A 13,727-nucleotide genomic window follows, 5' to 3' on the forward strand; every position below is an offset into this window, starting at 1 on the left:
TGGGGAAATGATGTCCACTTTTAAGGGGGATGTGACGTGGATGCGTATTTATTTCGATTGTGGAAAGAGTGTCGCGATGGGGCGTACACGATTTCTGATATGGCGGAAGCCATTCATTTAAGCCCGAAACAGACGAAGCGTCATTTGGCACGGTGGCAAGAAGAAGGGTGGCTCACGTATACGAGCGGACGTGGACGGGGGAATTTGACGCGTCTCGAATGGTTGCGTCACGTCGAGCGTGATTTAGCCAAACAGCTGCTCGAACGCATGGAGAAAGAGTCAGTCGAGGCAGTGACGAATCAACTGGAGTGGGACTGGTCGCCGGCACAGGCGGGACGGTTCATGCGCCAGCTCGAGAAGAAGTTCGGTTACGTCCAGACGTCGAGTGATGCGCTCATCATCCCGCGCCGTCGTCACTTTTTGACGACACATCCGCTCGAGGCGGCTGACATCCACAGTGCCCACCTCGTCCAGAACGTCTTCAATCGTCTGTTCATGATTGACGCGTCTGGTGAGGTCACAGGGGAGCTTGCGCATCACTATGAATGGCAGGGGAATACGCTCGTCTTGTTTCTTCGGAAAGGGGTCCGATTCCATGACGGGTCGCTCATGACGAGTAAAGATGTGACGAAAAGTTTACGTACACTCGTTCAGTCTGATGCGTATCGGTATATGTATCGGCACGTCCGGCATATTGCATCGAACGGCACGTATCGCGTCGACGTCACGCTCGACCGGCGTCGGAATTCGTACATCCCGAAACTGTCGATGATTCATACGAGTATCGCTAAAGGAAGTGTCGGGACGGGGCCGTTTCAATTGGATCGCCATGACAAGGAGAAGACGGTCCTTCTCGCCTTCGAGAATTATTTCGGGGTGCGGGCGCTCCTCGACCGGGTCGAGTTCATCAAAGTGCCGGACGGATACGATCCGACGTATCGCATCTCATCAAGGGATTCCAAAGAAACCGGACACATCTCGACACCGTCCGGGTTCGGGCTTGTCATCTTGAACAGTCACCCGAATAGTGTGTTCGCCAATGAAGAAGCGAGACATTACATGCATCGATTGATTGCGGAGATTCGACCGGCAATCGGGACACGGAATGAACGGAGAACGCCGAACGACCGAGGGTTTCTCGGTTCGCTGAGCGGGACGTATCGCATTCCAAAAGGAACACCCGTCACGTTCGACCGACCGATTCGAATCAAACAGACGGACTTCACGAACGATACGACCGACTGGATTGCCGAAATGTTAACGCGTCACGGCATTGCTTATGAGTTCGTGCCCATCAGCTTCAAAGATTCAATCCATGACAAGACGTATTATGAATACGTCGATTTGGTCGTTCACGGGGAAGTGTTCGAGCGGAACATCACGCTCGGGTTCGAACAGTTCATGACGAACGAGTACTCGCCCCCGCATAAAGTGTTCCCTTATATAGAGGGGATGGTGGAGCGGGTCAGGCAATATGATGACCTGCCGTTTGAAGACTGGTTGCCGCTGCACCGGGAGATTGAACGCGAGTTGAAAGAAAAGTCGTATTTCATCCCGCTCTATAACGAGGAGCGGACCATTCCGTTCCCGGTCGAACTGAAGGACGTCTGTGTCGACTTGTTCGGCTATTTTGATTTTGCGAAACTATGGATTCCATCATAAGGAGAGATATTGTGCGTAAGAAGTTACTAATTGGGTTTATGATTTTTTTTGTAGGACTGTTTTTGTTTGCGCTATGGGATGGTGTGTTTCTTAGCATGACAATTGTGGGTCTAGGATTCACCATCTATGGTTATCGACACGAAGAGATTGAGAAGCTTGAGGAAAAGGTGAGCAAAAGAATCATGAGACAAGTCGATGCGACACTCATGAACATCACGATTTACGGTTTGCTGGTCATTGGTGTGGTCATTAATTTCTTCTTAGATAAACCACAACTCTCATTGATTGATACCATTTATGTTGCATTAGGTGTATTGTTCGGTCTGCGCGGACTTCTCATTCGAAGTGTCTATCAAGAAGAGATACAGGATCAATCGAAAGTTACAACCATAAGAAAAACCCCGAGCTCATAAGACTCGGGGTTTCATTATGCGGATTTGTCCGTGCCTTCTTTTTTGACTTTTCGGGCGAGTGCCAAGATTTGATACACTTTGAAAAAGTCGTAAGCGGCGACGGCGATGATGAAGTACGTCCAGAAGCTGAAACCGTACTCTTGTACCGAGAAGTACGCGAGGACGGTGAACAACACACCAAACGATAGACTGAAGAGCATCATCACTTTTAATTGTCGCGGCATAACTGCCACCTCATTTCTACATTAAAAATAGTACGAGCATCACGAGCGCGTTGTTAAACGCGTGGATGGCGATCGGAACGATCAATCGTCTTGTCTTCGCATACGCGTAAGAGAACGCGAAACTCATCGCGATATAGACGAGGAAGCGATTGTCTTGGTGGATGAGTGCGAATAAGATCGAACTGACACCAAAGGCGATCCAGAACCCAAAGCGTGCGTTCAAGTTCCCGAACAAAATATGACGGAAAAGAATCTCTTCGATGATTGGTCCGAGCAAGACGACCGGCAAAATCATCAGTGGAATAACTTCCACCATATCAGCGATGTTTTGTGTGTTCATCGATTCGACGAGTTCGCCCGAGATGGCCGTCTCAATCAAGTTCGCCACGATGACGAGCCCGTATTGCATCAAAATCCCGAGCCCGATCCATTTGACCGTGTCGTTCAAGTTCGACTGGATACCTTGGGCTTTGTATTGTTTCAAGTCTGGCCAGATGAGCAAGATTGACAGAACAATCGTCACACCGAATCCGATGGCGAGCCAGAGCCCGACGAACGTTTCTGTTAGCCATTCCGGTCGTACTTCACTGAGGACGAGCGGGAATAGCTGGACGAACGCATATAGTAAAATCGGGGTGAGGTGCCGGAGACGAATGTTAGGCGCCATCGAAAAACGGGTATTTATCGATTGGTTTGAGTTTAGTGTAGCCAATTCAACACGTCCTTAATCATAAGAGTGAACCTACCTTTTTCTCATTGTAACAAATAAGTTCTCTTGACCGCGAGTAAGAGCATTTTTTAATGTTCCCCACTTGATTTTTTAATCGGCTCATACTACACTTATCAATGTTAGCACTCCTTTTAACTGAGTGCTAAAACCTTACGATACACATTACATCATTCATATTCGGAGGAGGGTTTTTCCATGTTAAAACCACTAGGCGATCGTGTCATCATCGAAGTCGTGGAGAAAGAAGAAAAGACGATCGGGGGCATCGTGCTTCCTGATACGGCGAAAGAAAAGCCGCAACAAGGGAAAGTCGTCGCAGTCGGTACAGGCCGCGTGACGGACGAAGGCAAGCGCATCGATCTCGACGTGAAAGAAAATGATTTGGTCATCTACTCGAAGTACGCAGGTACCGAAGTGAAGCATGATGGAAAAGAGTACTTAATCGTTCGCGAGAGCGATATTCTCGCAATCGTAGGCTAAGCACCATTATTCAAAAACTTTTTTAGGGGGAAATGAACGATGGCAAAAGATATCAAATTCTCAGAAGATGCACGTCACGCGATGCTTCGCGGCGTCGACGCACTCGCTGACGCAGTCAAAGTAACGATTGGACCAAAAGGACGTAACGTCGTCCTCGAGAAAAAATTCGGTTCACCACTCATCACGAACGATGGTGTGACAATCGCGAAAGAAATCGAACTCGAAGACCGCTTCGAAAACATGGGCGCGAAACTCGTTGCTGAAGTTGCGTCGAAGACGAACGAAGTCGCAGGGGACGGTACGACAACAGCGACAGTCCTCGCACAAGCGATGATTCGTGAAGGACTCAAGAACGTCACGGCGGGCGCGAACCCGATGATCCTTCGTAAAGGAATCGACAAAGCGGTCACACGTGCGCTTGAAGAGTTGAAAGCCATCTCGAAACCAATCGAGTCAAAAGAAGCGATCGCACAAGTCGCGGCTATCTCGGCAGCGGACGAAGAAGTCGGCGAATTGATCGCAGAAGCGATGGAGCGCGTCGGCAACGACGGTGTCATCACAATCGAAGAATCGCGCGGCTTCACGACAGAACTCGATGTCGTTGAAGGGATGCAGTTCGACCGTGGCTACCTGTCACCATACATGATCTCAGACTCTGACAAGATGGAAGCGTCACTCGACAACCCGTACATCTTGATCACAGACAAGAAAATCTCAAACATTCAAGAAATCATCCCGGTGCTCGAGCAAGTCGTGCAACAAGGGAAGCCGATCTTGATCGTCGCAGAAGATATCGAAGGCGATGCCCTCGCGACACTCGTCTTGAACAAACTCCGTGGTACGTTCAACGCGGTAGCCGTCAAAGCACCAGGATTCGGTGACCGTCGTAAAGCGATGCTTGAAGACCTCGCGACACTCACAGGTGGTCAAGTCATCACAGAAGACCTCGGTTTCGATCTCAAATCAGCATCACTCGACATGCTCGGTCGCGCATCGAAAGTCGTCGTCACAAAAGACACAACGACTGTCGTCGAAGGTGCAGGGAACGAAGACGCGATTAAAGCCCGCGTTCAAACGATCCGTAACCAAATCGAAGAGACAACGTCTGACTTCGACCGTGAAAAACTCCAAGAGCGTCTCGCGAAACTCGCAGGTGGCGTAGCCGTCGTTAAAGTCGGTGCAGCTACGGAGACAGAGCTCAAAGAGCGTAAACTCCGCATCGAAGACGCACTCAACGCGACACGTGCAGCTGTTGAAGAAGGAATCGTTGCAGGTGGTGGTACATCACTCATCAACGTCATCCCAGCCGTTCGTGCGCTCCTTGCAGAAGTGACAGCGGACGAAGCGACTGGTGTGAAACTCGTCCTTCGTGCACTCGAAGCACCGGTCCGTCAAATCGCGGAAAACGCGGGTGAAGAAGGTTCGGTCATCGTCGAGAAACTTAAGAACGAGTCAGTCGGTGTCGGGTACAACGCGGCAACTGGCGAATATGTCGACATGATCGCACATGGTATCGTCGACCCAGCGAAAGTGACGCGTTCAGCACTCCAAAACGCAGCATCTGTCTCAGCGATGTTCCTCACAACGGAGGCCGTCATCGCAGACAAGCCAGAAAAAGATGGCCCTGCAATGCCTGACATGGGCGGCATGGGTGGAATGGGCGGTATGATGTAAGTCATACGCCTTAATGAGAACCATTCATCAGCGAAAGCTGGTGAATGGTTTTTTTGTTTTATATATTGGAAATAAATTAAATACACCCTTTGGCCCTTATTATTTTCTTTTATAGATAATATTTACTTAAATGTAATTAAGAACTTAATTAATGATTACTGGTGGTATAATATAGAAATTAAATAAGGAGGGTTAAAATTGAAAAAAATAAAGCTAATCACATCTCTAGTACTAGTTAGTTCAATTTCTATCTCGAATGTTCAAATGCTTACACCAGTTTCAGCAGAAGAGGAAAAATATAATCTGTTTTCTGAAGTAAATGTGCTTAAAGACACTGACGAAGTTATGATTTATACAGTTAATGAGGAAGGTTCTTTATATAAATATTATGAGTATATAAGTTTATATAAAGTAAAAACGTATAAGTATTTGATTGCAAACAATGAAGAAATACTAGTTGAAAATTTTGAAACGGTTTTTAATTCCGAAGGGAATATAATTGAATCTGAAATAGCAAATCAAACTAGTGAAGTTGACAATTTAGATTATGGAACTACATATAATCAAGTGAGCAGCGTTTCACAAGGTATTTCTTTAGCAAGTGCAAGTGGTAAATGGGTTAAAACTAGTTCGGTTGCCGGTATGAGTTATATTCAATACTCTAATGGGGGAGGATTGGCTAGATACAGTACTATGGAAAAGAAAATACCTAAATACAATACAAAATTTAATGAATATACGAAAAAGGTAGACTCTCTGATTAACATTGAGCGTAGTACTTTGATTAGCGCCTTTGGATTGGGCGGTATCGATGCTCTCATAAAAGCTTTTTCAGGTAAAAAGATGAGTGTGGCAGCAGTGAAAAAATTCGCTTCATCAGTTTTAAAAGGTACAATAGGAGTAGGGACTGCATACAACATAATTGACTATGTTCTTACTTATGATAAAACTCATAAACAATTTTATAGTATCCCGGGAAGTTATTATTATTGGAAGAGACTTTAAAGTATAAGACAAGACTTGAATGGATGTTAGAACATGACATAACCATCTTCAATAATGAATCTTCAAATTGAAACCTACTTATCCTTCATTCGTAATGATCGAAGGAGGGGGGGTTCGATGGCACCACATTGCACGAATTGTCACTATAAATGGAAAATGAAAGAGGTATGGTCACTTGGATTTTCCAAAGACAGAAAAGCATGTCCGAATTGTGGACACACGCAATATATTTCTGGTGAAACTCAGCGTCTATTTACATTAGGCTATTTGAGTCTTCTATTTGTTCCATTTCTTCTATTTCGAATCCGATTAAGCGATGAGAATAATCCATTCCTGTAACAAGGATAACGAAAAACAGGGCTACGATGCGTAGTCCTGTTTTTGTATGGTCTTAACATTCAGTCTGTCTGTTTCCGGTTATACATCACGACACTACCGACGAATGCAGCAAGCGCCCACGCCGTAAGCAAACCGAGCTCTAGCCCGACGGCACCGAAGTTCGCACCGTCGTCCACTTGATGAGCTACATCAATCAAGAGCACGTTCGGTAAATACTCAAGCACTCCGATGATGGCGAAACGATCTTGTAGTGGTAACAACATCGGTGAGAACGAGAAGAAAAAGAACGGCAACATGACAATCAATGAAGCTTCCATGACCGTCTTCGTCATCAAGCCGAACATCGTTCCGATTCCGATATAAAAGAATGTTGAAACGATGAGCGCGAGGGCGATCACAGCCAGATTTTGTGGAGCATAATCCATCAAAAATGACGAGGCTACGATGAGGATCATCGTCGTCACGAATGTGAGAGCGCTCTTTCCGAGCAAGATGTCGAGCGTACTCGCCGGGGACAACATGAGCCCGCGAAGCGTGTTCTTCTCTTTCTCTTCGGCGATCAATGCACACTGCACAAAGATCGCGACGAGGCTGAACGTGATGTTGATGACGAAGTACGTGATATCGACGCCGCCGTCACCGATTCGCGAATAGAAGACGGCGAAGAAGAGCGGCATGATCAAGGTCGACGAGACGAACAAGTTTCGAGACAAATCCTTGTAGTCTTTTTGGAAAATGGCGAGTGCGCGTTTCATTGAAAAAGTCATGATAATTTCCTCCCTGTCACTTCGATAAAGATGTCGCCGAGTGTCGGTTCATTGGAGTGGATCGACGCGATATTTTTAGCACGCATCTGTTTATGGAGCCAGTCCGCGCCTTCGTCGGTTTGTGTCACTTCATGCGTCTGACCGTTGTTCAATTCAACTCGCATCGATCCTGTCGCATATTTCCTGCGCAATACGTTCGGAGCATCGAGTAATTGAATCGACCCTTGATGTAAAAAAGCGACACGGTCACACAGCTCTTCGGCTTCTTGCATGTCGTGGGTCGTTAAAAATATGGTCGTTCCGTTTGCCTTCAACCGTTCAATCCCTTTATAGATATGTCGAGAGTTGACCGGATCGAGAGCCGATGTCGGTTCATCTAGAAACAGGAGCTCTGGTTCATGAAGAAGGGCGCGTGCGAGCGTCACCCGTTGCAGCATGCCTCTAGAGAGTTTGTCGATGCGTTTCTTTCGTTCCCCGCTGAGATTCACCATGTTCAATACCTCATCAATCCGGGTCTTCGGTTCATCATAGAGGTCACAATATAAGCTCAAATTCTCTTCTATAGAAAGTCGTGTATAGAGACCACTATTGTCCGTCAACACGCCGATACGTTTACGGTACTGTTCTTGTTTCAAGTCGGCGACCGGCACACCGAATACGGTAGCATCACCGGCCGTCTGTGCGAGTTGTGACGTCAAGATTTTTATCGTTGTCGTCTTTCCAGAACCACTCGGTCCCAAGAAGCCGAACACTTCTCCTTTTCCAACTGTAAACGTCACATCATGTAACGCTTCCTCGTTTCCAAACAATTTCTTTAACCCGTTCACTTGAATGATTGGTTCCATTCCCGTTCCTCCTTGTCGATGTCATCTTGCTTGCCTCTATCGTATAAGGAATGGGGAAAGACCGCACTCGAATGGCGATAAATGGCGCTCATCAGGAGTTGAATGAAGTGAATAGAACTGTGAATGGAGACTATTTGAGCCCCATCATCGTCTTCAATTCTGCCATTTTTGTCTTAGATAACGGAATTGTTGTCTTCTCTGAATCATCCAAGACGAGACTGAAGCTATTTTTCGTATAGGTGATGACCTCACGGACACGTTGTAAGTTCACGAGATATGACCGATGGCAGCGGAAGAAACCGTACGGAGTCAAACGCGTCTCGAGCTCGTTCATCGTGAAGACGCTCGGGAACTGATCCGATTGACTATGTAGAATCGACTGTCCGTCCTGACTCTCTATGAAGTCGATTTCAGGAGGATCGAGTAAGATAATTTTTTCGTTCACTTTCGTTGGAATCTTCTCGAAACGGACGTGGATAATCTCAGATGAAATTTCCGAATCACCTGCATCTTCTGGTTCCACATCTAACAGGCGCAAGTGACGATGATCAATCCGATAAACGGTCGATGTCATGAAGAGCGCACTCTCCATGTTGCTCGTCAACACGAGGACGGCTTTTTGTCTCGACGTCAATGTCTGTAACGTATCGCGTAAAAGGTGTCGTGTTTCTTGGTCCACGTCTTGATCCGGTTCTTCAAACACATACAGGTCACGGTCTTGGAGAAGCAACGCGGCGTACTGCGTGCGTCTGACAAGGGAACGATTGAGACGGTGGAGGCGGTGCTTGCGGTAAGTCGTGAGTTGGAGTTGCTGCATCACCGATTCGACCGAGTCAGTTGAATCATATAGGCGCTTGGTAAAGCGTAAATATTCCTCGATGGTGAGTCGGTCGTATAAACCGTCCCGGATGGAGAAGAGGGACAGCGTTGAAGCGTGGTCGATGTTCCCGGTATATGTCTTGATCTCCTGACTGATGAGACCGAAAATGATTTCTCGGGAAATGACGCCACAGTGGATAGCCACCAACTCACCTGGGTGGATCGTAAATGAAATGTTTTCGAGAATGAGTGTGTCTTGTTGGTGAACCGAGACATTTTGAAAAGTAAGCACCGAATCCCTCCTACTCTTTAATTACTTTTATATAAATATATGATATAAAGTACTTATTTTCACAGAAATTATTTACCAATTTTTTTATTAATAAATCCATTAATATTGAATTTAATGTAATATATAAGTATATATAAATGAGGTGAAACATAATGAATTTATTTGTCCAATTTGTAGGAGAGATAGTTATCCAGTATTTAGACAAAAAATCCGGAGGGAAAGTTTCAAGAACTATAGAGTCTGCTTCTGAACATATTGAAAAGAAGCATGATATTCATATGAAAAAAGTAGAAAGAAAAGAAGATGAGCTAGATAGAGTTCTTAGTTTAGTGAAATCTCAAAATTTTTCATATGAAACTCTTATAAAAAAGTACCCAGATGCAGGAGGAACATATAAATTAGCGTTGGGTAAAGAAATCAAAGAAAGAAATAAATTAATATCCGAATATGTGAAGAAAATTGAATCTAGTTATTATACTTTGGAGAGTCTTGAAGAACTCCATGATAAATCTGATGGGGAACTAAAAGCTGCTCTAAAGTATGTAATAAATAAAAATTAATAGTAAGGAGAATTCATATGCCTAGTCCTAAAGATACAAAAGGACCGATTGTAAAAACTGGTCCTACCGCCGGAAACGTTAGATCTAAAAATTCGGATGGGAAATGGAGAGCTAAGCGAAGCGATGCTGGAAAATCCCGTACAGCAGAAAATAAGTCTACAAAAAAATAAGTGGAAATAAATTTGTGATAAATAATCTCAAAGAGTAAGGCGTATGACAAGAATATCATACGCCTTACTCTGCTTTATTTTAGCAAGTACAACACCATCTACAATGTCCGCAGTCGTCACAAAGATAATTAAAAGTATCTCCGCATACGTAGCAATAACCACCACGTCGGATTAATTTATATTTCTTTTTTTTAATCATGTAAACACTCCCTTTGAATACATTTAGTTGTACCTTTATTATACATAATTTAACTTTTATATGTAGTTAAAAAGATGATTTATATTAAATGGATTGGATGTGAAGAGTATGAACGAAGTACAACGATTAATGGACGAGGTTATTAGGTTCAGAGATGATCGCGATTGGGCGTTCCATCATAATCCGAAAGACTTAGCACTCTCCCTGTCGCTCGAGGCAAGTGAGTTGCTTGAAGTATTTCAGTGGGTGTCAAGTGAAGAAGCGCTTGAGACGAAGAAGACGGAGATGGAAGAGGAGCTTGCTGACGTGTTGATTTACGCGTTGACGTTCGCTCACGCTGCCGGAATTGATGTCTCGAAAGCAATTGAAGACAAGCTCGTGAAAAACGCAGTGAAGTATCCGGTTTTGAGTGCGGAAGATTCAAGATGAAATCGAATCACCGATTGCTATTCGTCATGTATCTCGTAGCAGGTATATTGAACTTGGCTCTTTTTCTTGCGATTCCCTTATTCCACATAGAACGTGCGAACTGGATGAACGTCATGTTTCCGCTACTAACAATCATCTGGTTTGCGAATGCGTTTGTGCATTGGAGACAGATGAAACGAAAAGTTGTGTCGTGAGGTGAGTGGATGAGTGAAACGAAACAACGCTTCAATCATATGTACGCATCTGGAAAACGCTCGACCCGTCTTGCGATTCAAGTAGGGCTCTTGATTGTCTTCAGTGGTGCTCTGTTTTACTGGAACGATTATCAACGGTTAGCCGAAATGACTTGGTTCATCGGCTTATTTCCGGTCACGGCTTGTATCAAGCTTGTGTTTCGGACGAATACTCTTTTGACATTTAACGAAAGCGTACGATATCGACGACTCGTCTGGTATGAGTGTGCTCTAGGTTTTGGAATGATTGTACTATTTACACTCTTGAGTATGATGATTTTATTTAGAGAAGGTTACGCTTCGGGATTGCTGTTGGCTTGTAGTCTCGTTTTATTTGGTATCGTCGCATCCGAGAGCCTTGACCGCAAATTGAAGCAAGTTGATGCATGTCATGTGACGCATCGATTGTACAGTCGGGGAAAAGCCGGCCAAGTTGATTGAAACACGCAAGATTAGAAAAGGAGAAGGTCATATACCATTACTTGAAGGTAATATAACTTTGCATAGATGGACTGCCCTTTGATTTGTCTTACACGATATCGGCAAGAATACCGGGACGAATGCTGACGTTCGTTTATGCGCTTCAAGGTCAAGCAGGATGACATCAAAAAAAACAGCCTTCATGAGAAGGACTGTACTTCTTTTTGATGAATGAGCTGGAGCGTAGCTTCCGTGGTTTGAATTGATGCAAATTCTTCATTCAAACTAGCGAGCGACACGTCATGGATGACCTCTGCAGGGATCCATGTCCCGCTGATCGATTGTCGATCGAACGTTGCCGTCGCATCGGAGACGACGATTGGACTGAAGCCTAGGTTTCCTGCCATCCGTGCGGTCGTCTCGACACAATGGTTCGTGATTAATCCGGTGATGACCATCTGTGTCGCACCAAGTGCTTCGAGTCGCTCTTGTAAATCCGTTCCGATGAAGGCACTATTCACCTGTTTTGTTAGGATGATATCTTGTTCACGAGGTTGAATGAAGTCTTGGAACAAATGACCGTCTTTTTTGAAATAGAAGAGTGAGGTCGGAACGTTCGTGACATGTTGGACATAGATGAGCGGTTGATTTTGATTTTCCCAAGCTTCAATCAACCGCGCGATATTCTCTTCACATTGTGGATTGTTGCGGTTGCCCCAGCTTGGATCGTGAAAGGCTTGTTGGACATCGATAATGAGTAATGGAACGACTATTTTTTGCATGTTGATTCCCCCTTGAATTGGTTACTTCAAGTGTATGCAACGGAGGAATACAGATACATAGAGGTTTGATGGAAGTTTCAGCGAATGACTTAAGAAAGAACGGATTATGTACCGTTTCACTTTATTTTGAAAGGTGAATGCCAAATGGATGAAATTGATCGTCATATTCTTGAAGTGATGCAACAACAGGCCCGGATTTCGATGACCGAATTAGGACGACAGATTGGATTATCCACGCCTGCTGCGACCGAACGGGTGAAGCGACTTGAAGAACGCGGAGTCATTACAGGATACCGGGCCATCGTCAATCCCGAAAAGATGGACAAACATATGACTGCCTTTATTCTTTACGACACCCATCGTTGTGAGGCGTTCCGTGAATTTTGTCGTCAACAGCCGTCTGTGATCGAATGTCATCGCTTAGCCGGACAATATAGCTATCTCGTCAAAGTGGTGACGGAGAATGTACGCACGTTAGAGACGTTCATCGACGAATCGATGGAATACGGTCGTCCCTCGTCCCTGATTAATCTATCTTCACCTGTATCATTCAGACCCATCATATAATATAACCTGGTTATTTTTTTATCGTAGTTCTTCTGCTGAAATCTTTTAAACTAGCCGAAGAGGAACGATGAAAGGATTGAAAGGCATTGGGAATTTATTATACATACCAGCATGAAGCTGCGTGGCATCAGGCTTTGGAAAAGGGATATCTTGAGGCAAGTGGAGAACACGCACTATTCATGGATCCTGATTTTGAGGATTTTAAAATGTCTTACGATTGGATGGTTGAACAATACGAGAAGCGTACCGGCATCTCATTGAATGGGAACTATCCAATCTGGTGTTGGGACGAGTTTCCCGATTTAGGCAGGGATGGACATATTGATCAAGGTGCGAAAGGAATTGTCTTAACGGTTGAGATTCCAGATGAAGCAATCTTAGCATCAGAATTTCAATATTGGCATATCGTCTTAGGTAACGGATATATTTTTGAAAACTATGACGATGAATATGATGACTTTGAGGATTCATATTTTTCGACTGAAGTTGTTCGGAAGTCATGGGAGCGCATCTTTGACCGTACGTGGTGTGAGGCATCGATCGCGAACCAACCGAATGTCGGTTTGACATATCAGTATGTCACCCATCGTATCGATCTCATGCAAGTTCGAGCTGTCATGCCATTCGTCGGTCGCGGTGACAAATGGTTTGACCGAGTGAGAGGGATTGGATGGCGAATCGGACATAAGCTCGGACTCATTCGATCTAAACCGTTTAAATGGAAAGCGAGATCAGACGAAACGCAGCTAACCTGAGTCAGCTGCGTTTTGTGTTCGAATCTAATTGTTGTTCGATGTGGTCGAGACGTTCGATTAATACTTGTATCTGCTTCGAACGTTCACGTTCCATGAAGAGTTGCTCGTCTGCTCGTTTCTCAGAACGTGCCACGACATTGCGAATCCACAAAATACCGATGATTAGTACAGCGATTGGCAAGACGGTGAAAATGAGTCCGAATAAAAAGACCATGATGAAGTTCATATAGACATACCTCCTTTTCTGCGTCTTCATTATACTTCCAAATATAACCTGTTTGAAAGGGGGAACCGTGGCATTTCAAATCCGACATGCATAAACGAAAAAAAGGAGTTCGATACATCATGACGTTTACTACATT

At 44.8% G+C, this 13,727-nt stretch carries 19 protein-coding genes; 12 read left to right on the forward strand and 7 right to left on the reverse strand.

What is annotated here, in order from left to right; genetic code table 11:
- The first annotated feature begins 36 nt into the window (after window positions 1-36).
- A complete protein-coding gene (locus tag GVY42_RS12675) occupies window positions 37-1,662 on the forward strand; it encodes an ABC transporter substrate-binding protein (RefSeq protein WP_159563405.1) in 1,626 nt (541 codons plus the stop codon).
- Between the two features lie 11 nt (window positions 1,663-1,673).
- Window positions 1,674-2,075, forward strand: coding sequence for a hypothetical protein (locus tag GVY42_RS12680; protein WP_159563406.1), 402 nt, complete (start codon window positions 1,674-1,676; stop codon window positions 2,073-2,075).
- 14 nt (window positions 2,076-2,089) lie between these two features.
- On the opposite strand, the gene GVY42_RS12685 is transcribed toward GVY42_RS12680, so the two are convergent.
- Both GVY42_RS12685 and GVY42_RS12690 read right to left on the reverse strand, forming a co-directional pair.
- Entirely contained in the window at window positions 2,090-2,299 is a 210-nt protein-coding gene (locus GVY42_RS12685; RefSeq protein WP_015880600.1) for a YdiK family protein, read from the reverse strand.
- Between the two features lie 16 nt (window positions 2,300-2,315).
- Window positions 2,316-3,011: a CPBP family intramembrane glutamic endopeptidase gene (locus GVY42_RS12690; protein ID WP_078146181.1), complete on the reverse strand. Its 696-nt coding sequence runs from the start codon at window positions 3,009-3,011 to the stop codon at window positions 2,316-2,318.
- Between the two features lie 213 nt (window positions 3,012-3,224).
- On the opposite strand from GVY42_RS12690, the gene groES reads away from it, so the two are divergent.
- The 4 genes from groES (at window position 3,225) to GVY42_RS12710 (ending at window position 6,527) form a co-directional block, all read left to right on the forward strand.
- Window positions 3,225-3,509 (forward strand): co-chaperone GroES, encoded by a 285-nt coding sequence (groES, locus tag GVY42_RS12695; protein ID WP_015880602.1) that lies wholly within the window; start codon window positions 3,225-3,227, stop codon window positions 3,507-3,509.
- A 39-nt stretch (window positions 3,510-3,548) separates the two neighbouring features.
- Entirely contained in the window at window positions 3,549-5,183 is a 1,635-nt protein-coding gene (gene groL, locus GVY42_RS12700; RefSeq protein ID WP_159563407.1) for a chaperonin GroEL, read from the forward strand.
- A 198-nt stretch (window positions 5,184-5,381) separates the two neighbouring features.
- The gene (locus GVY42_RS12705) at window positions 5,382-6,188 is read left to right on the forward strand and encodes a hypothetical protein (protein WP_159563408.1); all 807 of its coding nucleotides are present in this window, start codon (window positions 5,382-5,384) and stop codon (window positions 6,186-6,188) included.
- Between the two features lie 117 nt (window positions 6,189-6,305).
- Window positions 6,306-6,527, forward strand: coding sequence for a TIGR04104 family putative zinc finger protein (locus GVY42_RS12710; RefSeq protein ID WP_159563409.1), 222 nt, complete (start codon window positions 6,306-6,308; stop codon window positions 6,525-6,527).
- Window positions 6,528-6,586: 59 nt separating this feature from the next.
- Here the strand turns inward: GVY42_RS12710 and GVY42_RS12715 are convergent, their stop codons facing one another.
- From GVY42_RS12715 to GVY42_RS12725, 3 genes are all read right to left on the reverse strand, one after another.
- The gene (locus GVY42_RS12715; RefSeq protein ID WP_159563410.1) at window positions 6,587-7,294 is read right to left on the reverse strand and encodes an ABC transporter permease; all 708 of its coding nucleotides are present in this window, start codon (window positions 7,292-7,294) and stop codon (window positions 6,587-6,589) included.
- Window positions 7,291-8,139 carry an ABC transporter ATP-binding protein gene (locus GVY42_RS12720; protein WP_074034792.1) on the reverse strand — a complete coding sequence of 283 codons (849 nt, stop codon included), beginning with the start codon at window positions 8,137-8,139 and terminating at the stop codon, window positions 7,291-7,293. The genes GVY42_RS12715 and GVY42_RS12720 overlap by 4 nt, the downstream gene beginning before the upstream one ends.
- 130 nt (window positions 8,140-8,269) lie before the next feature.
- Window positions 8,270-9,250 carry a LytTR family transcriptional regulator DNA-binding domain-containing protein gene (locus tag GVY42_RS12725; protein WP_159563411.1) on the reverse strand — a complete coding sequence of 327 codons (981 nt, stop codon included), beginning with the start codon at window positions 9,248-9,250 and terminating at the stop codon, window positions 8,270-8,272.
- 152 nt (window positions 9,251-9,402) lie between these two features.
- On the opposite strand from GVY42_RS12725, the gene GVY42_RS12730 reads away from it, so the two are divergent.
- The 4 genes from GVY42_RS12730 to GVY42_RS12745 all read left to right on the forward strand — a co-directional run bounded on the left by GVY42_RS12730 (window position 9,403) and on the right by GVY42_RS12745 (window position 11,282).
- Window positions 9,403-9,810: a hypothetical protein gene (locus GVY42_RS12730; RefSeq protein ID WP_159563412.1), complete on the forward strand. Its 408-nt coding sequence runs from the start codon at window positions 9,403-9,405 to the stop codon at window positions 9,808-9,810.
- A 477-nt stretch (window positions 9,811-10,287) separates the two neighbouring features.
- Window positions 10,288-10,608 carry a nucleotide pyrophosphohydrolase gene (locus tag GVY42_RS12735; RefSeq protein ID WP_159563413.1) on the forward strand — a complete coding sequence of 107 codons (321 nt, stop codon included), beginning with the start codon at window positions 10,288-10,290 and terminating at the stop codon, window positions 10,606-10,608.
- Window positions 10,605-10,802 carry a hypothetical protein gene (locus GVY42_RS12740; RefSeq protein WP_159563414.1) on the forward strand — a complete coding sequence of 66 codons (198 nt, stop codon included), beginning with the start codon at window positions 10,605-10,607 and terminating at the stop codon, window positions 10,800-10,802. Before GVY42_RS12735 ends, GVY42_RS12740 begins: the two co-directional genes overlap by 4 nt.
- Window positions 10,803-10,811: 9 nt before the next feature.
- Window positions 10,812-11,282 (forward strand): hypothetical protein, encoded by a 471-nt coding sequence (locus GVY42_RS12745; RefSeq protein ID WP_159563415.1) that lies wholly within the window; start codon window positions 10,812-10,814, stop codon window positions 11,280-11,282.
- A 179-nt stretch (window positions 11,283-11,461) separates the two neighbouring features.
- Here GVY42_RS12745 and GVY42_RS12750 read toward each other — a convergent pair whose 3' ends face one another.
- Window positions 11,462-12,043 carry a cysteine hydrolase family protein gene (locus GVY42_RS12750; RefSeq protein ID WP_159563416.1) on the reverse strand — a complete coding sequence of 194 codons (582 nt, stop codon included), beginning with the start codon at window positions 12,041-12,043 and terminating at the stop codon, window positions 11,462-11,464.
- 144 nt (window positions 12,044-12,187) lie between these two features.
- On the opposite strand from GVY42_RS12750, the gene GVY42_RS12755 reads away from it, so the two are divergent.
- Window positions 12,188-12,610, forward strand: a complete 423-nt coding sequence (locus tag GVY42_RS12755) for an Lrp/AsnC family transcriptional regulator (protein WP_159563417.1) — start codon at window positions 12,188-12,190, stop codon at window positions 12,608-12,610.
- A gap of 86 nt (window positions 12,611-12,696) precedes the next feature.
- Window positions 12,697-13,365 carry a DUF3841 domain-containing protein gene (locus GVY42_RS12760; RefSeq protein WP_159563418.1) on the forward strand — a complete coding sequence of 223 codons (669 nt, stop codon included), beginning with the start codon at window positions 12,697-12,699 and terminating at the stop codon, window positions 13,363-13,365.
- A gap of 1 nt (window position 13,366) precedes the next feature.
- Here GVY42_RS12760 and GVY42_RS12765 read toward each other — a convergent pair whose 3' ends face one another.
- The gene (locus GVY42_RS12765; RefSeq protein ID WP_159563419.1) at window positions 13,367-13,591 is read right to left on the reverse strand and encodes a hypothetical protein; all 225 of its coding nucleotides are present in this window, start codon (window positions 13,589-13,591) and stop codon (window positions 13,367-13,369) included.
- Window positions 13,592-13,727 lie beyond the last annotated feature (136 nt).

Origin of the sequence: Exiguobacterium sp. 8A, from assembly GCF_902506275.1 — a bacterium.
GTDB lineage: Bacteria > Bacillota > Bacilli > Exiguobacteriales > Exiguobacteriaceae > Exiguobacterium > Exiguobacterium profundum.